Here is a 26,638-nt window from a genome sequence, read left to right as displayed (position 1 = left end):
GGCGGCCCACGGAGAACCCCCGCCGCGCCGGAAGGCCGGACTTCACAGGAACAAAAGCGCCGCCCCCGCCACAATACCGACGCCGCCTCCGATCCGCCCCAGGACCAGGGCCGCGTCAGAAGGCTCCACATCTTTGTAGCGCCAGCCGTAGCTCAAATACCAGACGGAACGGGGCGAGGCCACGTTCCAGATCCCCAAAGCGATCAAGAGCAGGCCGAACAGGGCCATCCCGCCCCCGCCGGAGGCCTTGGGAACCTCCTGGGCCAGCGCCTCCGTCAGGACCTCTCCCGGCACCCGGGAGCCGCTCTCATAGAGGTCGTTCCAACCGGCCGTAGAGCCGTTCGTATGCCGCGCTTCAAAGTAAGAGGCCCCGTCGGGATAGGTGATCCTGATCTCGTCCCCCTCCACCGTATACCGGCAGACCTGGCCGCCACCGGAGATGGTACCGGCCTCCCGGTCCACCGTAAAGGTATTTTCGCCGACGGTGACTTCATAGGTGCCGGCCGGCTCACCGGAACAGCCGGCCAGCAGCAGGAGCAGGCCGAGCAGCAGCGGCACGAGACATTTGCAAACGCCCCGTTTTGTCATGCCAGATCCCCCCTTTGATAGGGGCATTATATCAGTTTTAGGGCCCTGTGGCAATTACAGCCGCCCGACTTGACTTTTTTCCGGCCATTTGGTAAAATTCTCAAGAACAAAAAGCCGCCATGAAGGCGGCGGGCATTCTATATTTTACGACAAACGCCACGAAGGCAGCGGCTCCCAGAAGGGGGCCCTGTTTTTGCGGCGTTTTTTGCCGGAAGGAGTTTTTCAATGAAGCAATTTTCCACCCGCCGCCTGGCCATGGCGGCCCTCTGCGTGGCCCTGGGGGTCATTCTCCCCATCACCGTCCACTCCATCCCCCGGGCGGGGCAGATCCTTCTGCCTATGCACCTCCCCGTCCTGCTGTGCGGCCTGGCCTGCGGCTGGCCCTTCGGGCTGGCCTGCGGGATTTTGACCCCCCTGCTCTCCAGCCTCGTCACCGGGATGCCCCCGGCGGCCATGCTCCCCGCCATGGTCTGCGAGCTGGCGGCCTACGGCCTCATCTCGGGCGTCCTTTCCCAGGTGATCCACACTGGGAAGCGGCCCGCCGACCTCTACATCCAGCTCATCGGGGCCATGCTCATCGGCCGGGTGGTCTACGGCGTGATGAACGCCCTGGTGTTCTCCGCCGGGAGCTATTCCATGGCCGTCTTTGTCTCCGCCGCCTTTGTCACCGCCCTGCCCGGCATCATCATCCAGCTGGTGGCCCTGCCCCCGCTGGTGCTGCTGCTGGAGAAGGCCCGGCTGCTGGAGAGCCCCTACGCCGTGGCGGCGTGAGGGGCTTTAGGGGAAGGCTGGGGGGACTTTGGAAGGTTCCCCTCATCCGTCAGCGGCGAAGCCGCTGACACCTTCTACCCACAGGGCATGAGCTGTCCGTAAGCGGCACAGCCGCTAACGGACAGCCAACCCCGGGGGAAGGCTTTCAGGCGTGATCGTAAGACGTTTCCTTGTTGGAACGGCAAAAAGGCCCCCGTCCACGAAGGACGGGGGCCTTTCCTTTATTCCTTGGTTTTCAGCGCCCGGGTGGCGTTGAGGATGGCGATGACGCTCACCCCCACGTCGGCAAAGACGGCCTCCCACATATTGGCCACACCGAACAGCCCCATGATGAGGAACACGGCCTTCACCGCCAGGGCAAAGACGATGTTCTGCCGGGCGATGACCAGGGTCCGCCGGGCGATGGAGATGGCGGCGGCAATCTTGGAGGGCTTGTCGTCCATCAGCACCACGTCGGCGGCCTCAATGGCGGCGTCGCTCCCCAGGGCGCCCATGGCGATACCCACGTCGGAGCGGGAGAGGACGGGGGCGTCGTTGATGCCGTCCCCCACGAAGGCCAGGGTGCCCTTGGGCGCTTTCTGGCCCAGAAGGGCCTCCACCCGCTCCACCTTTCCGGCGGGGAGAAGCTGGGCGTGGACTTCATCCAGCCCCAGTTCCTTTCCCACCGCCTCCCCCACGGCCTGGGCGTCGCCGGTGAGCATGACCGTTCTGCGGACCCCGGCGGCCTTCAGGGCGGCGACGGCGGCCTTGGCGTCGGGTTTGACCTCGTCTGAGATAACGATATGGCCCAGGTATTCCCCCTCCGCGGCCACGTGGACGGTGGTGCCCACGTGGTGGCAGGGGTGCCAGGAGACCCCCATCTCCTCCATCAGCTTATCGTTGCCCACATAGACGGTCCTGACGTCTCCGCCCTCCCCCGCGGCGGGACCGATCTCGGCTTTGACGCCCCGGCCTGCGATCTCCGCCACGTGGGTGACCCGGCTTTCGTCCATGTCCATGCCGTAGGCGTCCCGGAGGGAGCGGGCGATGGGGTGGCTGGAATAGCTCTCGGCCAGGGCGGCCAGCTCCAGCAGTTGGGGCTCGGAGCACCGGTCGGGGTGGATGGCGGTGACGTTGAAGACCCCCCGGGTGAGGGTGCCGGTCTTGTCAAAGACCACGATATCGGTCCGGGCCAGGGCCTCCAGGTAGTTGCTCCCCTTCACCAGCACCCCCTGCTTGGAGGCGCCGCCGATGCCGCCGAAGAAGGTGAGGGGCACCGAGATCACCAGGGCGCAGGGGCAGGAGATGACGAGGAAGATGAGGGCCTGCTCGATCCACTTGCTCCAGTCCCCGCCGGTAACCAGAGGCGGGATCACCGCCAACAGGACGGCCCCAATGACCACCACGGGGGTATACCACCGGGCAAAGCGGGTGATGAACTGCTCCGCCTTGGCCTTCTTGCTGCTGGAGTTCTCCACCAGATCCAGGATCTTGGAGACGGTGGAGTCCCCGAACTCCTTGGTGGTGCGCACCCGCAGCAAGCCGGTGAGATTGACGCAGCCGGAGATCACATCATCCCCCGGCTGGACGTCACGGGGCAGGGATTCGCCGGTGAGGGCGGCGGTGTTGAGGGCGGAGGTCCCCTCCAGGATCACGCCGTCCAGGGGCACCCGCTCGCCGGGCTTGATGAGGATGGTCTCCCCCACGGACACGTCCTCGGGGTCCACCTTCTCCTCCCTGCCCTCCCGCTCCACGTTGGCGTAGTCCGGGCGGATGTCCATGAGGGCGGCGATGGACTGGCGGGAGCGGCCCACCGCCCAGCCCTGGAAGAACTCGCCCACCTGGTAAAAGAGCATGACGAACACGCTCTCCGGGTACTCCCCGATGGCCAGGGCCCCCACGGTGGCCAGGGCCATGAGGAAATTCTCGTCAAAAACCTGGCCGTGGGCGATGTTGCGCGCCGCCCGCCAGAGGATATCCCAGCCGATGACGAAATAGGGGATCAGAAAGATCAGAAGCCTTCCCCAGCCGGGGAGCGCCGCCGCCCGGGTCACCAGCTCCGCCGCCACGAAGAGCACGGCGGCGGAGACGATCCTGGCCAGCATCTTTTTTTGTTTTGGGGTCATGGGTATCCCTCCTCTATATAGTAGCGGGCTTGGTCAGGACCGCCAGTCCCACCGGAAGCCGCCCCTCGATTCGGGTGGGGGCGGCTTCCGGCAGCCCGCAGCGGCGGAGAAATGTCTCATAACCGCCCAGCGTAAATTGGACCTTGGGAGAAAACCCCGCCAGCCGGTAGAGCCGGATCAGGAACCGGAACCCCGGCCCCGCCTCCCCCTGCAGGTAGGTGGGCAGGATCAGCTTCCCCCCGGGGCGCACCACCCGCCACAGCTCCGCCACCGCCTGCTCCGGCCGGGACAGCAAGTGGAGGACGTTGGCGGCGATCACGGCATCGAAGGCGCCGTCCCGGTCCGGCAGGCACAGCAGGTCCCGGACCTCAAAAGCCAGGTTGGTCCGGCCCAGGCGCTTGGCTTTGAGGAAGGCCCGATCCAGCATAGCCTCGGACAGGTCGGTGCACAGCACCTTCCCCGCCCGCTCCGCCGCCGCCAGGGAAAATTTCCCCGTGCCGGCGGCGCAGTCCAGCACCCGGGCGCCGGGGGATATCTCCGCCGCCACCCGCCGGACCGCCTCCGCGTTGGCCCTCCGGTTGCATCGCCCCGCCAGATCATAGAGTCCCGCGATCCGGTCCCAGAACGTGGCCATCACATTTCGATGACGCAGTCCGGCTCCACCCGCTTACAGGCCTTCACCACCTCCGCCATGATGGCGTCGAACCGGGCGTCGTCGGCCTCGATGGTGAGCTTCTGCTGGATGAAGCTGACGGTGGCGGCGGTCACGCCGTCGATCTTGTTGATGGCGTCCTCCATCTTGGCGGCACAGTTGGCACAGTCCAGATCGGTCAGTTTGTAGCGCTTTTTCATAGTAGTTCCCTCCAACGATTCAATATAGGGTGTCCCCGTTTACTCGCTCACATGCTCCATGCCCTGGTCCAGGATCGTACGCACATGGCTGTCCGCCAGGGAATAGAAAACGGTCTTTCCGTCCCGGCGGCCCTTCACCAGCTTGGACTGCTTCAGGGAGCGGAGTTGGTGGGAGATGGCGGACTGAGTCATGCCCAAAAGCTGGGCGATATCACACACGCACATCTCCGATTCAAACAGGACATACAGGATCTTGATGCGGGTGGAGTCGGCAAAGATGCGGAACAGGTCGGCCAGGTCGTAGAGGGTCTCCTCGTCGGGCATGTTCTCGTTCACCTGGGCCACGATCTCCTCATGGACATGGATGTACTCACAGCGCTCCGGCTCCATCAGCTCGTCTTCCGTCATGGTATCTCCTCCTTTTCTGAACATATGAGCTATTGTTCATATGTTGTATTATACACTTCCTTTTCCCTGTTGTCAAGAGGGGACCAAACTATTTTCAGCCGCTTTTTGTTTTGTGAAAAATTTTCCTTTTCAAATTCATAGTATTGTGCTATGATTTAAGGGATGAATGGCGGCATCTTCCGCCGGACATACTGAAAACACTGTCTTTGAAAGGAGTTTCATCCTATGGTCAACATTCAAAAGGCCGCCGTCATCGGCTGCGGGTTCGTGGGCTCCTCCACCGCCTTCGCCATGATGCACACCGGCGTTTTTTCCGAATTGGTCCTCATCGACGTCAACCGGGACAAGGCCCAGGGGGAGGCCATGGACCTGTCCCACGGCCTCCCCTTCGCCCGGCCCATGAAGATTTACGCAGGAGACTACTCCGACCTCAGGGAGTGCGCCCTCATCGTCATCACCGCCGGGGCCGCCCAGAAGCCCGACGAGACCCGGCTGGACCTGGTCCACAAAAACGTGGGCATTTTCCGCTCCATCATCCCGGAGATCGTCAAGTATAACAAGGAGGCCGTTTTGCTGGTGGTCTCCAACCCGGTGGACATCCTCACCTACGCCGCTCAAAAGCTCTCCGGCCTGCCTTCCCGGCAGGTATTGGGCTCCGGCACCGTGCTGGACACCGCCCGGCTGAAGTATCTGGTGGGGGAGCACCTGGGGGTGGACAGCCGGAGCGTCCACGCCTTCATCATCGGCGAGCACGGGGACAGCGAGCTGGCCGTGTGGAGCGGGGCCAACGTGTCGGGGGTGGATCTGGACCACTTCTGTGAGCTGTGCGGCCACACCCGGCACCGGGAGAACATGGAGCGCATCTACACCGACGTGCGGGATTCCGCCTACGAGATCATCGAGAAAAAGGGCGCCACCTACTACGGCATCGCCGCCGCGGTGGCCCGCATCGCCCAGTGCATCGTCCGGGACGAGCACTCGGTGCTGCCCGTATCCACCAATCTCCACGGGCTCTATGGGGTGGGCGACCTGTGCATGAGCGTGCCCACGGTGGTGGGCCGCCGGGGCGCGGAGAAGGTGCTGGAGATCGAAATGAACGACGAGGAGCGCGCGGAGTTCCGCCGCTCCGCCGCCACCCTGGAAGAGGTGGCCCGGACCCTCCAGCTGTAAATTGTGTTAAAAATTTCACACTTTTGTTGACAAAGCCTCCGGTACAGCGTAGACTTTCCATCATAGTTTGCGCTGTGCCGGGATAGAAGGGCACAAAATCAAAACAGGGAAAGGAAGCGTACATATGAAGACATTTGCCGGAAGATTTGAGGGCAAGACCATGCTGGTGACCGGCGGCACCTCCGGGATCGGCAAGGCCGTCTGCCTGCGGGCGGGGGCCGAGGGGGCCTACGTCATCGTGGCCGGCCGGAACGCCGAGCGGGGCGGCGCCGTGGTGGACGAGATCGTCAAGGGGGGCGGCAGGGCCATCTTCCTGGCCGCCGACGTGACGAAAGAGGAGGACATCAAGGCCCTCTTCGCCGCCATCGACGCCAAGGTGGGCGACCTGGACATCGCCATCAACAACGCCGGCGTGGTAGGCAACGGCGAGCGCATCGACGAGATGCCCACCGAGGAGTGGCACCGGGTCATCTCCACCAATCTGGACGGCATCTTCTTCTGCTGCCGGGAGGAGGCCAAGCGGATGATTGCCCGGGGGCAGGGCGGCTCCATCGTCAACGTGGGTTCGGTCACCGGCCTCACCGGTTTCTACCGGGCCACCGCCTATGTGGCCTCCAAGCACGCCGTCAACGGCCTGACCAAGGCCATGGCCAGCGACCTGGCCCCCTTCGGCATCCGGGTTAACTCCGTGAACCCCGCCAACACCACCACCCCCATGACCGACGCCTCCGCCGTAGCGGTGAAGGAGAAGATCCAGGCGGCCATGGCGGCGGGCAAGACCCTGGAGGAGGCCAAGGCCGACACTATGATCGGCGGCAAGACCCAGGCCCTCCTCAAGCGCAACTCCACCCCGGAAGAGCAGGCCGCGGCCATCCTCTTCCTGGCCTCTGAGGACGCGGGGTATGTCACCGGTGTGCCCTTCGCCACCGACGCCGGCTGGACGGCGTACTGAGTTTCTCCTATACATTAATACAAAAACCCCCGGCGGCCCTTTCGGGCCGCCGGGGGTTCTCTTTTGGGGCGTTCACTAGTGGGATGGTGATAAAGGGAGGCTGTCCTTGGCGGTAGGTTCCCCTCATCCGCCCCAGCGTGCGCGCTGGGGCACCTTCCCCCAGGGGAAGGCTTTTAAGGGGTGCCAACGGGGACATAGACGTTACGGGCGGGGGGCCTTTCCGGCTTTTTAGGCCTTGTCCTGCTGGATGAGGAGCTTGACGGCCTCGATGCCCACCTCGATGGCGGCGGCAAGGTCGTGGCTCTCCTTCTGGTCCAGGCCGGCGGCCTCCCGCTCCTGGTTCCAGATCACGTGGAAGCAGGAGCCGCAGCGCACGTCCAGGGCGGCGGCGCAGCAGAAGAGGGCGGCGGACTCCATCTCGGAGGCCAGGACCCCCAGGCGCTTCCACGCCTCCCACTTGGCCAGCAGCTCGTAGCTGACGGGCATCCGCTTGGGGTCGTGCTGGCCGTAGAAGGAGTCCTTGCACTGGACCACCCCGGCGTGCCAGGGTTTGCCCAGGTTCTTGGCCGCCTGGACCAGGGCGGACTGCACCTGGTAGTCGGACACCGCCGGGAACTCGATGGGGGCGTACTCTCGGGAGGCCCCCTCATGCCGGACGGCGCCGGTGGCGATGACCACGTCGTCGGCCTGGACCTTCAGGTTGATGCCCCCGCAGGTGCCCACCCGGATAAAGGTGTCCGCCCCGATATTGTGGAGCTCCTCCATGGCGATGACGGCGGAGGGCCCGCCGATGCCGGTGGAGCAGACCGAGACCTTCGACCCCAGAAGGGTGCCGGTGTAGATGGTGTATTCCCGGTTGGAGTGAACCAGATGGGGATCGTCAAAATAGGCGGCGATCTTCTCGCACCGGCCGGGGTCGCCGGGGAGGAAGCAATAGCGGCCCACGTCGCCCTTTTTACACTGGATATGGAACTGCAGCTCGTGTTCCTGCATTTGTGTCACCTCATTTATTTTTTGGAGAACTGTAAAATGATTATACTCCTTTTTCCTCCCCTTTGCAAGTTTCCTACAAAGGACGGGCGCGGTCTGTAACCTTTTGTTGTTGTTTTTTCCTCTCCCATCGGCTAAAATGTATACTGCCCAAAGGAAGGAAGATCCTATGAAAAAGACCGTGCCCCTTTGTCTGCTCTCCCTGGTCCTGGGTTCTGCCCTGGGCCTGGGCGTGGGTCAGGCTCTCCCCGCCGCCCTGCCCCTCCAGACGGCGGCCGCCGTGCTCAACATCGCCCCCACCCCGCTGCCCGCCGGAGCCGCCCCCCTGGACACCAGGGACAACGGCCCTCTGCTGGAACAGGGCCAGGCCGTTCTGGATGCCCTGAAACAATCCGATTACGCCGCTCTAGCCCAGCTGGCCCATCCGGAGCTGGGGGTCCGCTTCACCCCCTATTCCACCGTGGACATCGAGAGTGACCTGGTGCTCTCCCCGGAACGGCTGGCCGCCGCCGGAGGGGACAGCCGCTCCTACACCTGGGGCGTGGTGGACGGCAGGGGCAGCCCCCTGGTGGCCACCATTGCGGAATACTTTGCCAGCTATGTCTTTAACGCCGACTACACCCAGGCCCCCATGATTGGGGTCGACCAGGTGCTTGAGACGGGCAACGCCCTGGAAAACGCCCCGGACGCCTATCCCGGCGACCGGTTCGTGGACTACTATTTCCCCGGCCTGGACCCGGTGAACGAGGGCTTCGACTGGTGCTCTCTGAAGCTGGTATTCCGGGAATACCAGGGGACCTGGCGCCTGGTGGGCGCCATCCACAGCCAGTGGACCATCTGAACCAAAGCCGCCCGGCAGACCAATGTCTGCCGGGCGGCTTTTCCTTTACTCCTTCTCGGCGGAGTTCAGCTTGTTCAGATAGCGGTAGATGGTGGTCTCGGTGGTGTGCAGGCACTCGGCCAGCTCGGCGATGGCCCCTTTGACCAGGAAGATGCCCTTTTGGTCCAGACTGCGGACGATCTCCAGCTTTTCCTGCTGGGAGAGGCGGATGGGGTCCAGCTGGTACTTGTCCAGCTCGTCCCGGATCGTGTGGGAGACCATCCCCTCCACCGAGATGTCGAAGCTGTTATAAAAGGAGGTGCCGGGCTCGGCGTCGTAGGGGTGCTGGCCGGAAACCATGACGTTCAGCAGGTCCCGCAGCTCCACCAGCCGGTCCACATTTTGGTTTACCGTGAGGACCGCCATCAGCTCATGGGCGTCGTTGCGGAGGAACAGGGTGGCGGACTTGAGCTTGTTCTTTCGTTTGGACAAAGCCCGGTAGTTGACGATAAAGTCGTTCCGCTCGTAGCGCCGCTCCTCCAAAAAGCCGCGCTCCAGGGAACGCATTTCACTGCCCACCACCATCTCCTCGTCAAAGGGATTGACCACATGGTAAACCGAACGGGTCTCCACCTCATAGAGGATAACCTCCGTGTCCGGCCCCATCATTTCGGCGATAAATTGGGTCAGCGGCAAAAAGCGGTCCATATTCTCCGACATAGGCTCTGTCTCCTCCCAACGGGCGTTCCATATCCACGCGGAATTTTTACTAATTATACTATAAATGGATGGAAAAGTCTAGGGGATCAAAAAGAGGCCGGCGGCCCGCGCGTAACGCGCGGGCCGCCGGCCGGAGAGAGGAAGAGCGATGGCTCAGGCAGAAATCAGGTTGACGACCAGCTGTACAAAGACCGCGGCAATGACCACTGGCACGATGTACTTGACCAGGACGACATACAGGCGGTTGAACTTGATGCCCTCACCCAGGTTGATCTCATCCACAAGGACTTTGGGCTTGATGACCCAGCCCACCAGGATGATCATCATCAGGGCGCCCAGGGGCAGCAGGATGGCCGAGACCAGCACGTCGTTGGTGAAGTCGAAGATGCTGCGGCCGAAGATCGACACGCCGGACAGCAGGCCGAAGGAGAGCATCATCAGCACGCCCACGGCAAAGACGATAAGGGCCACGATGATGGTGGCTTTCTTCCGCTCGATCTTCAGCTCGTCCGTGAAGAAGCCCACGATGGCCTCCATGATGCAGATGGTGGAGGTGAGGCAGGCGAAGAAGAGCAGCAGGAAGAAGATGGTGGAAAACAGCATGCCGAACTTCATCTGGGCGAAGATGGTGGGCAGGGTGATGAAGACCAGCGGGGGGCCCATGCCGGCCTCGATGCCGAAGGAGGCGCAGGCGGGGAAAATGATGAAGCCGAAGAGGATGGCGGCCATGGTATCGCCCAGGCCCACCATGATGGTGCTGCTGCCTAGGCTCTTTTTCCGGTCCAGGTAGCTGCCGTAGATCACCAGGTTGCCGGCGCCCACCCCCAGGGTGAACAGCGCTTGTCCCACGCCGGCCACAATGGTTTCGCCGTTGAGGTTCTCGATCTTGGGCATGAGGTAGAATTCCAGCCCCGCACCGGCGCCGGGGAGCAGGACGGAGCGGATGGCCAGGAAAATAATCATGACGAACAGGACGGGGAGCAGGACGTTGCATACCTTTTCAATGCCGCCCTTCACCCCCCGCACAACGACGAAGGTGGTGATGATCAGCATAAACGCCAGCCAGAAGATGACCTGGACAGGGTCGGCGATGAACTCGCCGAAGACCCCGCCCACCTGGGCGGCATCCATCCCGACAAAGGCACCGGTGACGGACTTGATCAGGTAGGCCGCGGTCCAGCCGGCGATCCCGCCGTAGAAGCCCAGGGTCAGGGTCAGGGCGATGACGCCGATGATGCCCAGCAGGTACCACTTGGTGCCCGGAAGGAGCTGTTTGAGGGCGCTGGTATAGCTGGTGCCGGTCTTCCGGCCGATGGCGAACTCCGTCATCAGCACCGGTGCGCCGATCACGAGCAGGGCGATGATGTACACGACAATGAACGCTGCGCCGCCGTAGCGGCCGACCATGTAGGGGAACTTCCAGACATTTCCCAAGCCGATGGCTCCGCCCATAGAGGCCAGGACGAAGGCGATGCGGCTGCCGAATTGCTCCCGTTGACCAGGAGGCGTCACTTTGGCTGTGGATACTTCTTTTGACATGGGTTCCCTCCCTTTCCCGACGTCCGCCCCTGACGGAGGGGGCACCCTTCCGTCAGGAGGGACACCATTACACACAGGTCCGTTCTTACCTGGGGACGGCTTCGATCAGAGCAGCTCGAAACCGGCGGTGAAGTGGCGCAGAGCGGTGATGGGGCCTTCGTAGATCATCTTCATGCCCTTGTACTCGTCCCGGTGGGCATAGATGTACTCCATGGCGTTGACGATGCAGTCCAGGTGGTTGTTGGTGTACACCCGGCGGGAGACCGAGATCCGCATGAGCTCCAGCTCAGGCCAGATGGGGTTGCCCTCGGCGTCCTTGCCGCCAAAGGCGCAGGCGCCCATCTCCACGGCCCGGATGCCGGCCTCCTCATAGAGGGCCACCACCAACCGCTGGGCCGGGAACTCGTACTGGGGGATCTGGGGGAAGAACCGGCGGGCGTCCACATAGATGCCGTGGCCGCCGGCGGGCTCCACGATGGGGATCCCCTTCTCCCGCAGCCGGTCGCCGAGATACTTGACCTGGGCGATGCGGGTGTCCAGGTAGGCGTCGGTGGTGGCCTCCCGCAGGCCCACGGCCAGGGCCTCCATGTCACGGCCGGACTGGCCGCCGTAAGTAATGAAGCCCTCGTGGACGATGGCCTGGACGTTAGAATAGAGGTAGAAGTCGTGGTTCCGGGTGACGATCAGGCCGCCGATGTTCACAAGGCCGTCCTTCTTGGAGCTCATGGTGGCGGTCTCGCAGTAGGAGAACATCTCCCGGGTGATCTCCCGGATATCCTTGTCGGCGTAGCCGGGCTCCCGGTGCTTGATGAACCAGGCGTTCTCCGCCAGGCGGGCGCTGTCGATGACCAGGGGGATCTTGTGGGCCTTGGCGAACTCGCTGACGGCGCGGATGTTGGCCATGGACACGGGCTGGCCGCCGTTGTTGTTGCAGGTCACGGTGATGATGATGACCGAGATGGCGTCCTCGCCGTGGTCGTCCAGGATCTTCTGTACCTTCTTAAGGTCGATGTCCCCCTTGAAGTCCTCGGCGGGGCTGGAGGCGTCCAGGCCGGCGTCGATGACGCAGTCCACGGGGATAGCGCCCAGGATCTCGGCGTTGCCGTGGAAGGTGTCAAAGTGCATGTTGCCCACGGCGTACTTGCCGGGCTTGGCGTAGTACTGGGCCATAATGAAGTCGGCGCCGCGGCCCTGGTGGGTGGGCTGGACGTAGGGCATCCCAAAGACTTCCTGGGCGGAGGCCTCCAGCTTGTAGAAGCTCTTGGCCCCGGCGTAGCTCTCGTCACCCAGCATCATGGCCGACCACTGCTCGGTGCTCATGGCGGTGGTGCCGGAGTCAGTGATGCAGTCCACATACACGTCCTCAGCCTTCAGGCGGAAGGCGTTGTACTGGGCCAGCTTCAGGGCCTCTTCCCGCTGGGCGCGGGTGGTTTTCTTGATGGGTTCCACGACTTTGATGCGGAAATTCTCAGCGGTTTGAAAATCTCTGATCTCCGGCATAGTAAATACTCCCTTTCACTTGTTTCATTTTTGCAAGGTTTATTTTTTATTACCTTGTGTAATTTATAATAACATTAGGTCATATATTTTTTCAATATGTAAATATTCTAAAAATAGCCGTTCCTTTTTGTGTGAATTGACGTTACTATATGTAATTATTTCTTACAATACTGTTTTTCCGGACCCTGTTTTCTCCGCTCCGCCAGGGTTCGGCAGAGCCCGCCATACCGGCGGTCAAATTGCACATTCCCAGACATTTCCCCCGCCGTGTTTTGGGTATTTCGTCAAAAAGCGTAAGGGAAAAGGGTTAAAATCGGGTAAGACCTTGCAAAATGTGCACTGAGTTGATAAAATTGCGTCGTTGTCTATTGGACGGGGCGATGCCCCGAAACGCAAAAGGAGTTGGAAAGAAATTGCAAGTTGAAAATCTGTTCTGGATCGGCTTCATCGGCTCTGTCGTGGCCCTGGTCTTCGCCTTTGTTCAGCGCAACAAAGTCATGAAGTTTTCCGAGGGCACCGAGCTGATGCAGAAGATCGCGTCCTCCATCCGCGAGGGCGCCAACGCTTACCTCAAGCGCCAGTATTCCACCGTAATCAAGATCTTTGCCGTGGTCTTTGTGATCCTGCTGATCCTGTCCGCCACCCACATGCTGGATAACTTCTTCATCCCCTTCGCCTTCCTCACCGGCGGCATCTACTCCGCCCTGGCCGGCTTCATCGGGATGAAGATCGCCACCGCCTCCAACGCCCGGACGGCCAACGCCGCCCATGAGAGCCTGAACCGGGGCCTGAACGTGGCCTTCTCCTCCGGCTCCGTCATGGGCTTCACCGTGGTGGGCCTGGGCCTGCTGGACGTGACCGTGTGGTTCCACATCCTCAAGTACGCCGCCGGCTATGACGCCGCCCAGATCGCCCAGACCATGGTCATGTTCGGCATGGGCGCCTCCTTCATGGCCCTCTTCGCCCGTGTGGGCGGCGGCATCTTCACCAAGGCCGCCGACGTGGGCGCCGACCTGGTGGGCAAGGTGGAGGCCGGCATCCCCGAGGACGACCCCCGCAACCCCGCCACCATCGCCGACAACGTGGGCGACAACGTGGGCGACGTGGCCGGCATGGGCGCCGACCTCTACGAGTCCTACGTAGGCTCCATCCTGGCTACCTTCGCTCTGGGCGCCACCGCCTTCTTTGACGAGGGCATGGGCTGGAACGCCATGCTGCTCCCCCTGGCCGTGGCCGTGGTGGGCGTGCTGTGTTCCCTGCTGGGCACCTTCCTGGTGCGCACCCAGGAGAACGCCGACCAGCGCTCCCTGCTGAAGACCCTCCGTAAGGGCACTTACACCGCCGCCGTCCTGGCCGCCGTGGTGGCCGCCCCCATCACCTATGTGCTCATGGGCTCCTGGGGCGCTTACGTGGCCATCCTGGCCGGCCTGATCGCCGGCTGTGCCATTGGCTACTTCACCGAATATTTCACTTCCGACACCTATAAGCCCACCCAGACCTTGGCCGACTCCACCGAGACCGGCGCCGCCACCACCATCATCGGCGGCCTGTCCCTGGGCATGCAGTCCACCGCGGCCCCCATCGTCATCATCGGCATCGCCATCATCGTGGCCTTCCTGGCCGCCGGCGGCTCCCTGCACACCGCCAGCGCCGCCTATGAGGCCAGCTTCTCCAAGGGCCTCTACGGCATCGGCATCGCCGCCGTGGGCATGCTCTCCACCCTGGGCATCACCCTGGCCACCGACGCTTACGGCCCCGTGGCCGACAACGCCGGCGGCATCGCTGAGATGAGCGGCCTGGGCGAGGAGGTCCGCACCCGCACCGACGCCCTGGACTCCCTGGGCAACACCACCGCCGCCACCGGCAAGGGCTTCGCCATCGGCTCCGCCGCCCTCACCGCCCTGGCCCTGCTGGTCAGCTACGTGGACGTGGTGAACGCCAAGACCGCCGGCATGGCCGGCGCCGCCATCGACCTGAAGCTCACCAACCCCGCCGTCCTGGTGGGCATCTTCGTGGGCGCCATGCTCACCTTCGTCTTTGCCTCTCTGACCATGTCCGGCGTGCAGCGGGCCGCCCAGTCCATCGTGGTGGAGGTCCGCCGCCAGTTCCGGGAGATCGCCGGCATCATGGAGGGCACCACCGACCCCGACTACGCCTCCTGCGTGGACCTGTGCACCCGGGGCGCCCTCCACGAGATGATCGCCCCCTCCCTGCTGGCCATCATCGTCCCCGTCATCACCGGCTTGATCCTCGGGCCTGAGGCTGTGGTGGGCCTGCTGGGCGGCGTCACCGTCACCGGCTTCGCCGTGGCCGTGTTCATGTCCAACGCCGGCGGCGCCTGGGACAACGCCAAGAAGTATATCGAAAGCGGCAAGCACGGCGGCAAGGGCTCCGACTGCCACAAGGCCGCCGTCATCGGCGACACCGTGGGCGATCCCTTCAAGGACACCTCCGGCCCCTCCTTGAACATCCTCATCAAGCTGTGCTCCACCGTCTCCATCGTCTTCTCCACCCTGGTCATCAATTTCAACCTGACCTCCTTCATGGGCTGAGAGACATTTTAAAACAAGAAAAAGCGCCGTGTCCAAATTGGACACGGCGCTTTTTTACGCGCTGCCGTATAACGATGCTAGATTTGTTCTTCCCGCTCCCGGCGGAGCAGACCCTCGATCACCAGGCGGAAGTTGAGCATCCAGTTCTCCTCCGTGGCCCGGACGGCCCCCGCCCGGTCTCCGGCGGCCAGGGCGGCGATGATGCACCGGTGGCCCTCCACCGACTGGCCCCGGAAGTCCTCCCGTTTAAAGAACTGGGTCTCGGTCCGGTCCACATGAAGGCCCAGGTCGTCGATATAGGCCGCCAGATAGTGGTTCTCCGCCAGTGAGATCAGCTCCTGGTGGAAGAGACGGTCGGCCTCCTGGACCTGGGCAAGGCTCCCCTCGGCGATGGCCCGCCCCAGGGCCTCGTTGCGCTCCTCCAGCCTTCGGATGACCTCCGGGGTCACCCGGTCGAAGGCCAGCTCCACCGCAAAACCGTGAAGGTTGGACAGCAGAGGATAGATCTGCCGCATCTCCTCCAGGTTGATGGGGGCCACCCGGGTGCCCCGGCCGGGGAGGATCTCCACCAGCTTTTTTTCCGAGAGGACCTGCAGGGCCTCCCGCACCGGGGTGCGGCTCACATGAAAATATTTGGAGAGCTCCTCGTCATAGATCCGCTCCCCCGGCTCCAGGGTCCCGTCCACCATCCAGGCGGACAAGGTCTGGAGCACCCGCTCCTTGGCGTTGAGGCGCTCAATGGGGGCACTCTCTTGTGGTATCGGCATATTGGTCTGCTCCTTAATCTCTGGAAATATTGTTTTTTCAATCATAGCACACCCAAGCGCCATCGTGCAACCATCGAAGGGGGAAAAAGGCCGACACAAAAATGCACAAAAAATTTTAGTTGTGCAAAGCCTTTTTGTTTTTGTTGACGGCATCCAAAAACCATGCTATATTGTGATTGCGATATGCGATATATTGCATATCAGTTTGAGGAGGGATTTGATGGACGAGTGTTTCAAAGCGGTCCACCGCCCCAGGCGGACCCAGGGGCTCAGCGACGTTTCCGCCTTCGGTCTTGAGGCGGCGAAGCAGGCGCGCGCCTTTCACGCCAGCTTCCCGGAGTACGGCGTCACTCCCCTGGCGGACCTGTCCGGCCTGGCCGGGGCGCTGGGCCTGGGGGGCGTATACGTCAAGGACGAGAGCTACCGTTTCGGCCTGAACGCCTTCAAGGTGCTGGGCGGGAGCTTTGCCATCGGCAGCTACATCGCCGGGCGGCTGGGGGTAGCGCTGAAGGACCTGCCCTATGAGAAAATGGTGAGCGACGCCGTGCGGGAAAAGCTGGGGGAGATCACCTTTGTCACCGCCACCGACGGCAACCACGGCCGGGGCGTGGCCTGGACGGCCAACCGGCTGCGGCAGAAAGCGGTGGTCTACATGCCCAAGGGCTCCGCCCTGGAGCGGCTGGAGAACATCCGGGCCCTGGGCGCCGAGGCCTCCATCACCGATTTGAACTACGACGACGCGGTGCGCCTGGCCAATCAAGGCGCGGAACAGTACGGCTGGGTCATGGTCCAGGACACCGCCTGGGAGGGCTATGAGGACATCCCCGCCTGGATCATGCAGGGCTACACCACCATGGCCCTGGAGGCGGTGGAACAGCTGCGGGAGCATCAGGTAGAGCGGCCCACCCACGTGTTCCTGCAGGCGGGCGTGGGCGCCATGTCCGGCGGCGTCACCGGCTTCCTCAGTGACTATTACGGGGAGAAGGACCGGCCCATCATCACCATCGTGGAGCCCAACAAGGCCGACTGCCTCTACCGCACCGCCCGGGCCAACGACGGCCGGCTCCGCTTTGTCTCCGACGGCATGGATACCATTATGGCCGGCCTGGCCTGCGGAGAGCCCTGCACCATCGGCTGGAAGGTCCTGGCCGACCACGCCGACCATTTCGTCTCCTGCCCCGACTACACCGCCGCCAAGGGCATGCGGGTGCTGGGCAACCCCCTGGCGGGAGATCCCCGGGTAGTCTCCGGGGAGAGCGGCGCCGCCACGCTGGGCCTGGTGGCCGAGGTCATGCAGAACAGGAGCCTGGACTGGCTGCGGGAGGAGCTTCAGCTGGACGGAAATTCCAGAGTCCTGTGCATCTCCACCGAGGGAGACACCGACCGCGCCGGGTACCGCCGGATCGTGTGGGACGGCGCCTACCCCAGCTTTTGACCCATTGAGAGAAGAGAAAAGAGAATGTGTAAGGAGGAAAAAAGATGTTTGACTGGCTGGTAAACGTGACCGAGTTCCTTTGGGGGACCCCGTTGATGATTCTGATGATCGGCGTGGGCCTCTACCTCACCATCCGCACCGGATTCTTCCAGTTCACCGGAATCAAGACCATCTGGAAAAAGACCTTTGGGGAGCTGTTCCGCAAGGACAAGCCGGCGGACGCCGGTGAGGGGATGCTCCGCCCCTTCCAGGCCCTCTCCACCGTGCTGGCCGGCACCGTGGGCAGCGGCAACATCGCGGGCGTGGCCGCCGCCATCGCCGTGGGCGGCCCCGGCGCCGTGTTCTGGATGTGGATCATCGCCCTGGTGGGCATGATGACCAAGATGGCCGAGGTCACCCTCTCCGTGGCTTACCGCAAGAAGGGTGAGAACGGCGAGTTCTACGGCGGACCCATGCACTACATCAAGGAGGGCCTGGGTGGCGGCCTGGGCAAATTCCTGGGAGGCTTCTACGCCGTGGCCCTGTTCATCCTGGTGGTCACCGACGCCTGCTTCGTGCAGACCAACACCCTGGCCACCTCCGCACAGGACGTGTTCCATATTCCCCTGCTGGTCAGCGGCGTGGTGCTGGTGGCCCTGAGCCTGTTCATCATCCTCCGGGGCGGCGTGAAGAAGATCGGCGCCTTCTGCGGCAAGGTGGTGCCCCCCATGTGCGTCCTCTACATCGTGGGCACCCTGGTGGTCATCGTGGCCAACTTCCGCAGCATTCCCGAGGCCTTCGGCATGATCTTCCGCTATGCCTTTGCCCCCGCCCCCGCCGTGGGCGGCTTCCTGGGCTCCACCATCTCCCTGGCCGTGGCCCGCGGCGCCTCCCGGGGCATCTTCTCCAATGAGGCCGGCGAGGGCACCGCCGCCACCGTCCACGCCACCGCTCAGACCGACCACCCCGTCCACCAGGGCATGTACGGCATCGTGGAGGTGTTCATCGACACCGTCCTGATCTGCACCCTCACCGCCCTGGCCATCATCACCAGCGGCGTGTGGAGCAGCGGCGAGACGGGCGTTATCCTCACCTTCGCCGCCTTCCGCAGCGTGTGGGGCGAGTGGGGCACCTGGATCCTCTGCATCGCCGTCATCCTGTTCACCTACTCCAGCTATCTGGGCTTCTTTGTGGAGTACCGCACCAGCGTGGAATACCTCTTCGGGGAGAAGAGTGTGAAGTATCTCCAGTGGTTCTTCTTCGTGCCCCCTATCCTGGCCGTGACCATGCCTATCGAGGCCATCTGGTCCCTGGCGGATATGGCGGTGGGCTTCATCGTCATTCCCAATATGATCGCCCTCCTGCTCCTCAGCGGCAAGTTCGTCAAGCTCTTCCGGGAGTATACCGGAAAGGGCCGTCTGCCCGACAGGGCGGAAACAGCGGAGAAATAAAACTGCGCAAAAGCGCCGTGCCCCTTTTCGGGGCACGGCGCTTTTTGATGGGGACCTTTCCAGTCCCCGGCGGCAACATGCCGCCGGGCTCAGCCCAGTTCCACCGTCCGGGTGGCCACTTTCTCCCGAAAGGCCCGGTCGTGTTCCACGAAGATCAGGGTGGGCCGATATTCCAGGATCAGCTCCTCCACCTGCTGGCGGGACCAGAGATCGATATAATTGAGGGGTTCGTCCCAAACGTAGAGGTGGGCACTTTGGCAGAGGCTCCGGGCCAAAAGGACCTTCTTTTTCTGCCCCGCGCTGTATCCCGACAGGTCCTTTTCAAACTGGCGGCGCTCCAGCCCCAGCTTGCGGAGGATGGCCCGGCAGAGGACCGGGTCCACCTCCCACATCTCCATGGCTTCTTCCAGGCTCCCCCGGAGGAAGGAGGTGTCCTGGGGCAGATAGGAGACGGTGAGGCGGGCGGGACGCAGCACCTCCCCCGTGTGGTCCAGCTCCTCGCCCAGCAGGAGCTTTAAAAGGCTGGTCTTTCCACAGCCGTTTGGACCGGTGAGGGCCACCCGCTCGCCGGGGGCCAGGGTGAAAGAGACGGGCGGGCACACCGGTCTGCCGCCGTAGACGGGGGCGGCCTCCCGCAGCTCCAGAAGGCGGGGGCCCTGGAAAGTCAGGGGGCGGAGCTTCAGGGGCTCGGCCTCCTCCACGTTCCGGAGAAGGTTCTCCTTCTCCTCGGCGGCGGAGAGGCGGCGGGCTTCGATGGCCTTGGAGCGGCGCATCATTTTGGCCGCCATATGGCCCACGCGGCCCTTGTCCGCCTTCAGCCCGGAGTCTGTGGCCCCGGCGTTCTTGGTCTTTTCCACCTTCTCCGACCAGTCCCCCGTCCGGCGGGCGGCGTCCCTGAGCTGGCCGATCTCCCGTTTGAGCTGGGCGTCCCGCTGGGCCTCCCAGGCCGTGCGGCGCTGTGTGTCGGCCCACCAGGCGGAATAATTGCCCGCCTGGACCCGGACGCCGGTCTTTTCCAGGGCCAGGATGTGGTCCACGCATCCGTCCAGGAAGGCCCGGTCGTGGGAAACCAGGAGGAAGCCCCGCTGGCGCTTGAGGTAGGCCGCCACTGTTTGGCGGCCCGCCTCGTCCAGGTGGTTGGTGGGCTCGTCGATGAGGGGAAATGCCCCCTCGTCCAGAAAGAGGACGGAGAGGAGGGCCCGGGTCTGCTCCCCGCCGGACAGGCTGGAGAAGGGGCGGTAGAGGGCCTCGATCTCCACGTCCAGAAGGGAGAGCTCTCGGATGATCTCCCAGTCCTCCGCCGCGGGGCACAGCTCCCCCAGCACCTCCAGGGTCATCCGGTCCGGGCGGCGGACCGGGGCGGGAAAATAGCGGGCGGACACTCCGGTGCGGACGGCCCGCCCTCCGGAGAGCTCCCCGGCGAGGAGGCGCAGCAGGGTGGTCTTTCCCCGGCCGTTGCGGCCCACCAGCCCCAGCCGCCAGGAGGTGTCCAGGCGGAGGGTCAGGTCCTCAAACACGTTGTCGTAATTGCCCTCATAGGCAAAGGTCAGATGGTTGATCTCGATCATAGACATAGGCGGTTCTCCTTTCAGGCGCAAGTCCCCATGACAGGGGCATGTCCGCCCGTGCCACGGAGGATCCAAAACAAAAGGGGCCGCGAGAAAGCATGCCTTCTCACAGCCCCGCCCTGAAAGGGCGCAGCTGGAAGGAGCGCGTGATTTCCCGCGGGACGGCATGAAAAGAGATGGGGACGGCGTCCCCTCTTTTCCTTCCGTCGTTCAGCGAGAAATATTGCGCAAGCCTTCCAGCTCCCTTCCCATTCGATTGGCCCCATTATAGCAGACGCCGGGGGAGTCGTCAACCGGCGGACTCCCCCGCTGGGGAAAAGGCTCCAGGGGGACATATGAGCGTTCCTTCATTTTACAAACCAGGTGGAATCGGGTATAATGTGCTTTGCAATTCGGAAAAAGCGAGGTATCCCATGAAAAAACGTTCCCTGTCCGCCCTGCTGGCGGCCCTGTTCCTTCTGCTCACCTCCTGTTCCGCCCCCCAGAGGGAGCAGGACGATACCCTCCACATTTTGGCCACCACCTACCCGGTGTACCTCTTCACCACCGCCGTCACCCAGGGGGCGGAGGGGGTGGAGGTCTCCCTGCTGGTCAACTCCCAGACCTCCTGCCTCCATGACTATACCCTCACCACCACCGACATGAAGGCCATCGAGGGGGCCGACGTGATCGTGATGAACGGGGTGGGGCTGGAGGACTTCATGTCCGATGCCCTGGCCCAGTCCAAGGCCACCGTCATCGACGCCTCCGAGGGGGTCGCCCTTCTGCCCACCCTGGAGCACGCGGGACACGACGGCCACGACCACGAGGAGGAGTACGACCCCCACATCTGGATGGACCCGGACCGGGCCGCCCAGATGGTGGAGAGCATCGGCAAAGGCCTCTCCGCGCTCAACGGGGCCCAGGCCCAGACCTATCAGGGCAACGCCTCTGACCAGGCGCTCCTGCTGCGCGGCCTAAAGTCCACCCTACGGGAGGGCATCACCCCCCAGCTTCCCCACCGGGAGCTCATCACCTTCCACGACGGCTTCCAGTATTTCGCCGACGCCTTCGGCTTCACCATCCTCAAGGCCATCGAAGAGGAGGAGGGCAGCGAGGCCAGCGCCCAGGAGATTAAGGAGATCGTCTCCCTCATCGGGGAGTACAGCCTCCCCGCCATCTTCACCGAGGTCAACGGCTCTGAGGCCACCGCCCAGGCCATCGCCCGGGAGACCGGGGTGGAGGCGTGCCAGCTCTCCATGGTCATGAGCGGGACAGACAGCTCCCTGGCCGCCTATACCGACGCCATCCGTGATAATGTGAAAACCATCGTCAACGCGCTGGGCGAGGGGCAGGTGAGGATGGATTGAGCGTACGCAAGCATGAAAACTGCGCCTCCGGCTGCGCCGGGCTGTGCTGCCTGCGGGTGGACGGCATGGGGGTGTCCCTGGGGGACACCCAGCTTCTCCACGACGTGTCCTTCCACCTCCACTGCGGGGAGATCGTGGCCCTCATCGGCCCCAACGGGGCGGGCAAGTCCTCCCTCTTCAAGGCCATCCTGGGCCAGTTTCCCCATACCGGCGCCATCAATTTTCAGCGCTCCGACGGGAAAAAGTCCCGTCCCATCATCGGCTACGTGCCCCAGTCCCCCGCCTTCGATCGGGGGGACCCGGTGAGCGTGCTGGACTTCTTCGCCGCCGCCGTGGCCGACTGGCCGGTGTTCCTGCCCATCCCCGCCAAGCTCCGGGCCCGGGTGCGGGATTGCCTGGCCCGGACCCACGCCGAGGGGCTGATGGACAAGCGGGTGGGGGCCCTCTCGGGGGGCGAGGTCCAGCGGGTGCTGATGGCTCTGGCCCTGGAGCCCCTGCCCCACATCCTCATCCTGGACGAGCCCCTGTCCGGGGTGGACATCGACGGGGAGAAGCAGCTTTTGGACATGCTGGACGAGATCCGGCAGACCTACGACCTCTCCATCCTCCTCTCCACCCACGATTTCGCCACTCTGGAGCAGTTCGCCGACAAGGTCATCCTTCTGAAAAACACCGTTTTGAAGGTGGGCCCTCCCGCCGAGGTCCTCTCCAGCCCCGAGTTCCAGGACGTGTTCCATCTGCGGATGGGAAAGGGGGGACGGTAAATGGAGTGGTGGTATTCCCTGGTGGGCCTGCTCCCCTTCGAGTGGGCCCAGCCCGGCGGCATGTTCTTTATGAAGAACGCCCTGCTGGCGGTGCTGGTCATCTCCCCCCTCTTCGGCCTGCTGTCCACCATGGTGGTGCAGAGCCGCATGTCCTTCTTCTCCGACGCTCTGGGGCACTCCGCTTTCACGGGCATCGCCATCGGCACCCTCTGCGGCCTGGCCGAGCCTATGTGGGCGGCCGTCATTTTTGCCCTGGTGTTCTCCCTCCTCTTCACCTACGTCCGCCGCCGCTCCAGCATGGCCAGCGACACGGTGATCGGGGTCTTTTCCTCCACGGCGGTGGCCCTGGGCATCTTCATCGCCACCCTGGGGGGCGGGTCCTTCACCAAGTTCAACGCCCTGCTCATCGGCGACATTTTGAGCGTGGAGCCCGTCAAGATCGCCCTGCTGGCGGGCATCCTGGCCGTGATCGCGGTGCTGTGGGTGTGCGCCTACAACACCCTCCTGCTCTCCGCCCTTCACCCCGCCCTGGCGGACAGCCGGGGTATCCGGGTCTTTTGGCAGGAGGCCATTTTGAACGCCGCCATCGCCGTGGTGGTGACGGTGTCCATGACCTGGGTGGGCCTGCTGGTCATCAACTCCCTGCTGGTCCTCCCCGCCGCCGCCGCCCGGAACCTGGCCCGGAACACCCGGCAGTACCACCTTTTCTCCGTCCTAGGGGCGGTGGTGTGCGGCATCGCCGGGCTGATGACCTCCTACTACATCGGCTCCTCCGCCGGGGCGTCCATCACCCTCTATCTGGCGGGGTTCTTCGTCCTCTCCCTCCTGTTCCAGAAAAAACGGCTCTAACCATAAAAAGAGCGGACAGCATAAGCTGTCCGCTCTTTTTATTCCTCCAAATGCTCCTGGCTCTGGCGGAGCATCCGGTAGCCCACCCCGATATGGGTCTGGATATACTGGGGGTGGCTGGGGTCGGCCTCCAGCTTCTTGCGGAGAGTGGCCATGAAAACCCGCAGGGACGGAGTGTCGGAGGCGCTGGGACTGCCCCAAACCTCGTTCAGGATATAGTTGTGGGTCAGCACCTTGCCGGTGTTTTTTGCCAGAAGGCACAGCAGCTTATACTCGATGGGGGTCAGGTGGATCTCCTCCCCGTCCCGGTAGGCGCAGCCCCCGGCGTAGTCGATCCGCAGTCCGCCGTTTTCGTAGACGCTGGACGCCTGGCTGGTCTTTTCCGAATCGAACCGCACCCGGCGGAGGGCCACCCGGAGCCGGGCCAGCAGCTCGTCCACGGAGAAGGGCTTGGTGAGGTAGTCGTCCGCCCCGGCGTCCAGGGCCGCCACCTTGTCCCCATCCTCGCTGCGGGCCGAGACCACGATAATGGGCAGGTTGCTCCAGGAGCGGACCTTTTTGATAATGTCCACCCCGTCCATATCGGGCAGGCCCAGGTCTAGCAGCATCACGTCGGGCCGGTAGGACAGAGCGTCCAGCACGGCCCCCGCCCCGGTCTTGGCCCGGTGGTACTGGTAATTCTGGGTCTCCAGAGTGGTGGCAATCAGATTGCCCACCGCCGTGTCGTCCTCCACCACCAATATTTGCGGCTTATTCATACGCATTCACCTCAGATGCCCGCAGCGTAAAGCAGAATTTCGCCCCGTGGGGCGGCTGGTCCTCCACCCAGATGGAGCCGCCGTGGGCCGTAACGATGGACTTGCACAGGGCCAGCCCCAGTCCAAGGCTCCGGCGGCCGTCCCCCCGGACGTTGTCCACCGTGTAGAACATGTCGAAGAGCTTGTCTTTGGCCCCGTCGGTGATGCCGGGGCCGTCGTCGGCGATCTCCACCTGCACCAGCTCTCCCATCCGGTGGGCCGAAAGGGTGATCCGGGAGCCCTCCGGGGTATACTGAACGGCGTTGTCGACGATGTTGATGACCACCTGGACCACCAGACGGGCGTCCATGTCCGCCATCAGCAGGTCGTCGTCCAGCTGGGCGGCGATGGTGTGGCGGGCGGCAGCCCGGTCCAGATGGGCCAGTGCCTCCCCGAACACCTCCTCCAGCAGCTCGGGCTGAATGTTCAGCTTCATGGCGCCGTTTTCCATCCGGGTGATGGAGAGAAGGTTCTCCACCAAATTGATGAGCCACATGGAGTCGTCATAGATGGAGGTGTAGAGCCGCCGCTTGGTGTCCTCCTTCAGGCTGTCCCCGCTCTCCATCAAAATGCCCGCGTTGCCGGAAATGCTGGTGAGGGGGGTGCGCAGGTCATGGGAGATGGCCCGCAGCAGGTTGGCCCGCAGGGCCTCCTGCCGGGCCTGCTCCTCCACCGCCTGCTTGGCCCGGACCATGCTCTCCTTCTCCAGGGCCAGGCCGCACTCGTCCAGGATGGCCACCATCAGGTTTTTCTCGAAGGCGTCGGGCTTCCGGTCCGGTTGGATGGAGACGCCCGCCACCGCCAAAACCTGGTCCGCCCCCCGGACAGCCAGATAGAGGCACTGGGCGCTGGGGAGGGTGTTGGTGGTGGCCCCCGCATGCTTGTTGTTTTTCAGAACCCACTCCGCCACCGCCCGCTCCTCCGGGGCCAGGCAGTCCGCCATATCGCTCTCCCCGGAGATGGGAAAGACCAGGGGCTCCCCCAGAGCTTCCCCCTCCTCCACCGGGTAGAGCAGTAGATCCCGCTCCATCAGCTTGCCAAGCTGGGTGGCTGTGACGGTGAGGATGGCCCGGGCTCCTTCCGCCTTTTGGAGTTTTTGGCTGGTCTCCAGCAGGACTTCGGTGCGGTAGGCCTTGTGGGCACTCTGGGCGGCCTGGCGCTTGATCCGGGTGGTGAGGGAGCTGCTCAGCAGGGCCACGATGAACATGACGCCGAAGGTGGCCACGTAGCTGGGGTCGCTCATGAGGGTGAAGTAGGGGTGAGTAAAGAAGAAATTGAAGATGAGCACCGACAGCAGGGAGGCCAGCAGGCTGTACGCCCGGCCCCCGGTGACCATGGAGATGCCTAGCACCCCCAGGATATAGACCATGATGACGTTGGCGGTGGTAAAGCCCAGCCCCATGAACCCGTAGCCCACCGCTGTGCAGAGGGCCAGAATGGCCAAGGTCTTGAGCAGGTCGGCCCACGAAAAACGCTCCCGGGGCAAATGGCTTCGGGGCGGACGCCTCCGCCCGGCGGCCTGGTCGGGGATGATATAGATATCCAGGTCGGGGGCCAGCTCCCCCAGTCGGTCCACCAGGTTCTTGCCTCCCGCCAGAAGGCCCTTTTTCTGCGGGCTTCGGCCCAGGACGATCTTGGAGACGCCGCCCACCCGGGCGTACTCGGCGATCTGGAAGGCGGGGTCGTCCCCGTACACGGTGGTGATCCGGGCCCCCAGCTCCTCCGCCAGCCGCAGGTTGGCCCGGAGCTTGGCCCGCTCCTCCTCGCTCTGGTCCGGGAAGTCGGGAGGCTCCACAAAGAGTGCGGTAAAGGCCCCGTGGAAGGCCTCCGCCATCCGGGCGGCGGTCCGGATAACCTTGGCGTTGCTGGGGGCCCCGGACAGGCAGATAAGGATGTGCTCCCCCGCCTTGGGCCGGGGGGCGCTGTCCGGCCCGGGGACCCGCTCCAAACGGTCCGCCGTCCGGCGCAGGGCGATCTCCCGCAGGGCGGCCAGGTTCTTTTCCGTGAAGAAATGCCCCATGGCCCGGGACGCCTGGGCCCCCTGGTAAACCTTTCCGTCCCGCAGCCGCTCCAGCAGATCGGCGGGCTCCAGGTCCACCACCTCCACCTGGTCGGCGGAATCAAAGACCTGGTCCGGGATGCGCTCGGCCACCGTGACGCCGGTGATGGAGGCAACCACGTCGTTCAAGCTCTCCAAATGTTGGACGTTGACGGTGGTATAGACGTTGATGCCCGCCCGCAGCAGCTCCTGCACATCCTGGAACCGCTTCACATGGCGGCAACCCGGGGCGTTGGTGTGGGCCAGCTCATCCACCAGGAGGAGCTGGGGGCGGCGGAGGAGGGCGGCATCCAGGTCAAACTCCTTGAGCTCGATTCCCTTATAGGGGACGACCTTCCGGGGCAGCTGCTCAAGCCCCTCCAGAAGGGCCATGGTCTCGGGGCGGGTATGGGGCTCGATGTACCCCGCCACCACGTCCGCCCCCGCCTTTTGGGCCTGATGAGCCGCCTCCAGCATGGCGTAGGTCTTGCCCACCCCGGCGGCGTAGCCAAAGAAGATCTTCAGCTTTCCCGCGGGCTTCGCCTCCGCGCGCCGGATACTCCGCAGCAGCGCCTCGGAATCTGGCCTTTGATCCTCCACGCCGTACCGCCTCCCCCGCTCGTTTGGGTCTAGTATACCACACGGGCCGTCAGCTTGACATTGGCTTTTTTTCT

General features: G+C 63.7%; 23 protein-coding genes. 10 read left to right on the top strand and 13 right to left on the bottom strand.

Annotation, left to right across the window (positions count from 1 at the left end):
• Window positions 1-42: 42 nt before the first annotated feature.
• The gene (locus AAEU42_RS02335) at window positions 43-588 is read right to left on the bottom strand and encodes a DUF6199 family natural product biosynthesis protein (protein WP_342231914.1); all 546 of its coding nucleotides are present in this window, start codon (window positions 586-588) and stop codon (window positions 43-45) included.
• A 225-nt stretch (window positions 589-813) separates the two neighbouring features.
• Between AAEU42_RS02335 and AAEU42_RS02330 the strand changes: the two genes are divergently transcribed.
• Window positions 814-1,359: an ECF transporter S component gene (locus tag AAEU42_RS02330; RefSeq protein ID WP_342231913.1), complete on the top strand. Its 546-nt coding sequence runs from the start codon at window positions 814-816 to the stop codon at window positions 1,357-1,359.
• Window positions 1,360-1,580: 221 nt separating this feature from the next.
• Here AAEU42_RS02330 and AAEU42_RS02325 read toward each other — a convergent pair whose 3' ends face one another.
• From AAEU42_RS02325 to AAEU42_RS02310, 4 genes are read right to left on the bottom strand one after another with little or no spacing between them, the layout of a single operon-like run.
• On the bottom strand, window positions 1,581-3,464 hold the full coding sequence (locus AAEU42_RS02325) for a heavy metal translocating P-type ATPase (protein WP_342231912.1): 1,884 nt from the start codon (window positions 3,462-3,464) through the stop codon (window positions 1,581-1,583).
• 13 nt (window positions 3,465-3,477) lie between these two features.
• Complete coding sequence (locus tag AAEU42_RS02320; RefSeq protein ID WP_342231911.1) at window positions 3,478-4,098, bottom strand: class I SAM-dependent methyltransferase; 621 nt, start codon at window positions 4,096-4,098, stop codon at window positions 3,478-3,480.
• Window positions 4,098-4,316, bottom strand: a complete 219-nt coding sequence (locus tag AAEU42_RS02315; RefSeq protein WP_342231910.1) for a cation transporter — start codon at window positions 4,314-4,316, stop codon at window positions 4,098-4,100. The genes AAEU42_RS02320 and AAEU42_RS02315 overlap by 1 nt, the downstream gene beginning before the upstream one ends.
• A 39-nt stretch (window positions 4,317-4,355) precedes the next feature.
• Complete coding sequence (locus AAEU42_RS02310; RefSeq protein WP_342231909.1) at window positions 4,356-4,724, bottom strand: ArsR/SmtB family transcription factor; 369 nt, start codon at window positions 4,722-4,724, stop codon at window positions 4,356-4,358.
• A 225-nt stretch (window positions 4,725-4,949) separates the two neighbouring features.
• Here AAEU42_RS02310 and AAEU42_RS02305 point away from each other — a divergent pair, with 225 nt between their 5' ends.
• On the top strand, window positions 4,950-5,894 hold the full coding sequence (locus tag AAEU42_RS02305; protein ID WP_342231908.1) for an L-lactate dehydrogenase: 945 nt from the start codon (window positions 4,950-4,952) through the stop codon (window positions 5,892-5,894).
• Between the two features lie 124 nt (window positions 5,895-6,018).
• On the top strand, window positions 6,019-6,846 hold the full coding sequence (locus tag AAEU42_RS02300) for an SDR family NAD(P)-dependent oxidoreductase (protein ID WP_342231907.1): 828 nt from the start codon (window positions 6,019-6,021) through the stop codon (window positions 6,844-6,846).
• A 228-nt stretch (window positions 6,847-7,074) separates the two neighbouring features.
• Here the strand turns inward: AAEU42_RS02300 and udp are convergent, their stop codons facing one another.
• Window positions 7,075-7,839, bottom strand: a complete 765-nt coding sequence (udp, locus tag AAEU42_RS02295; RefSeq protein WP_342231906.1) for a uridine phosphorylase — start codon at window positions 7,837-7,839, stop codon at window positions 7,075-7,077.
• 166 nt (window positions 7,840-8,005) lie between these two features.
• On the opposite strand from udp, the gene AAEU42_RS02290 reads away from it, so the two are divergent.
• On the top strand, window positions 8,006-8,677 hold the full coding sequence (locus tag AAEU42_RS02290) for a hypothetical protein (RefSeq protein ID WP_342231905.1): 672 nt from the start codon (window positions 8,006-8,008) through the stop codon (window positions 8,675-8,677).
• Window positions 8,678-8,722: 45 nt separating this feature from the next.
• Here the strand turns inward: AAEU42_RS02290 and AAEU42_RS02285 are convergent, their stop codons facing one another.
• The 3 genes from AAEU42_RS02285 to AAEU42_RS02275 all read right to left on the bottom strand — a co-directional run bounded on the left by AAEU42_RS02285 (window position 8,723) and on the right by AAEU42_RS02275 (window position 12,415).
• Window positions 8,723-9,376 (bottom strand): helix-turn-helix transcriptional regulator, encoded by a 654-nt coding sequence (locus AAEU42_RS02285; RefSeq protein WP_342231904.1) that lies wholly within the window; start codon window positions 9,374-9,376, stop codon window positions 8,723-8,725.
• A 153-nt stretch (window positions 9,377-9,529) separates the two neighbouring features.
• Window positions 9,530-10,915, bottom strand: a complete 1,386-nt coding sequence (locus AAEU42_RS02280) for a sodium-dependent transporter (protein ID WP_342231903.1) — start codon at window positions 10,913-10,915, stop codon at window positions 9,530-9,532.
• A gap of 105 nt (window positions 10,916-11,020) precedes the next feature.
• Window positions 11,021-12,415, bottom strand: coding sequence for a tryptophanase (locus AAEU42_RS02275; protein ID WP_342231902.1), 1,395 nt, complete (start codon window positions 12,413-12,415; stop codon window positions 11,021-11,023).
• 413 nt (window positions 12,416-12,828) lie between these two features.
• On the opposite strand from AAEU42_RS02275, the gene AAEU42_RS02270 reads away from it, so the two are divergent.
• Window positions 12,829-14,967: a sodium-translocating pyrophosphatase gene (locus AAEU42_RS02270; RefSeq protein WP_425288190.1), complete on the top strand. Its 2,139-nt coding sequence runs from the start codon at window positions 12,829-12,831 to the stop codon at window positions 14,965-14,967.
• A gap of 77 nt (window positions 14,968-15,044) precedes the next feature.
• On the opposite strand, the gene AAEU42_RS02265 is transcribed toward AAEU42_RS02270, so the two are convergent.
• On the bottom strand, window positions 15,045-15,734 hold the full coding sequence (locus AAEU42_RS02265) for a GntR family transcriptional regulator (protein ID WP_342231900.1): 690 nt from the start codon (window positions 15,732-15,734) through the stop codon (window positions 15,045-15,047).
• Window positions 15,735-15,954: 220 nt separating this feature from the next.
• Between AAEU42_RS02265 and dpaL the strand changes: the two genes are divergently transcribed.
• Window positions 15,955-17,169: a diaminopropionate ammonia-lyase gene (gene dpaL / locus AAEU42_RS02260; protein ID WP_342231899.1), complete on the top strand. Its 1,215-nt coding sequence runs from the start codon at window positions 15,955-15,957 to the stop codon at window positions 17,167-17,169.
• Between the two features lie 44 nt (window positions 17,170-17,213).
• On the top strand, window positions 17,214-18,599 hold the full coding sequence (locus AAEU42_RS02255; protein WP_342231898.1) for an alanine/glycine:cation symporter family protein: 1,386 nt from the start codon (window positions 17,214-17,216) through the stop codon (window positions 18,597-18,599).
• A gap of 89 nt (window positions 18,600-18,688) precedes the next feature.
• Here AAEU42_RS02255 and abc-f read toward each other — a convergent pair whose 3' ends face one another.
• The gene (abc-f, locus tag AAEU42_RS02250) at window positions 18,689-20,173 is read right to left on the bottom strand and encodes a ribosomal protection-like ABC-F family protein (protein ID WP_342231897.1); all 1,485 of its coding nucleotides are present in this window, start codon (window positions 20,171-20,173) and stop codon (window positions 18,689-18,691) included.
• A 407-nt stretch (window positions 20,174-20,580) separates the two neighbouring features.
• Here abc-f and AAEU42_RS02245 point away from each other — a divergent pair, with 407 nt between their 5' ends.
• The 3 genes from AAEU42_RS02245 to AAEU42_RS02235 are packed head-to-tail and all read left to right on the top strand — an operon-like array spanning window position 20,581 to window position 23,129.
• Window positions 20,581-21,516, top strand: a complete 936-nt coding sequence (locus AAEU42_RS02245) for a metal ABC transporter substrate-binding protein (RefSeq protein WP_342231896.1) — start codon at window positions 20,581-20,583, stop codon at window positions 21,514-21,516.
• A complete protein-coding gene (locus AAEU42_RS02240; protein ID WP_342231895.1) occupies window positions 21,513-22,280 on the top strand; it encodes a metal ABC transporter ATP-binding protein in 768 nt (255 codons plus the stop codon). The genes AAEU42_RS02245 and AAEU42_RS02240 overlap by 4 nt, the downstream gene beginning before the upstream one ends.
• On the top strand, window positions 22,281-23,129 hold the full coding sequence (locus AAEU42_RS02235) for a metal ABC transporter permease (RefSeq protein WP_342231894.1): 849 nt from the start codon (window positions 22,281-22,283) through the stop codon (window positions 23,127-23,129).
• Between the two features lie 38 nt (window positions 23,130-23,167).
• Here the strand turns inward: AAEU42_RS02235 and AAEU42_RS02230 are convergent, their stop codons facing one another.
• Together AAEU42_RS02230 and AAEU42_RS02225 are read right to left on the bottom strand one after the other, a co-directional pair.
• Window positions 23,168-23,887 carry a response regulator gene (locus tag AAEU42_RS02230; RefSeq protein WP_342231893.1) on the bottom strand — a complete coding sequence of 240 codons (720 nt, stop codon included), beginning with the start codon at window positions 23,885-23,887 and terminating at the stop codon, window positions 23,168-23,170.
• Window positions 23,880-26,564 carry a DUF4118 domain-containing protein gene (locus AAEU42_RS02225; protein ID WP_342231892.1) on the bottom strand — a complete coding sequence of 895 codons (2,685 nt, stop codon included), beginning with the start codon at window positions 26,562-26,564 and terminating at the stop codon, window positions 23,880-23,882. The genes AAEU42_RS02230 and AAEU42_RS02225 overlap by 8 nt, the downstream gene beginning before the upstream one ends.
• Between the last annotated feature and the right edge of the window lie 74 nt (window positions 26,565-26,638).

Source organism: Pseudoflavonifractor phocaeensis (assembly GCF_038439875.1).
GTDB lineage: Bacteria > Bacillota > Clostridia > Oscillospirales > Oscillospiraceae > Vermiculatibacterium.
The sequence above is the reverse complement of the archived record's forward strand: the minus strand, read 5'-3'. Positions and strand labels throughout refer to the sequence as shown.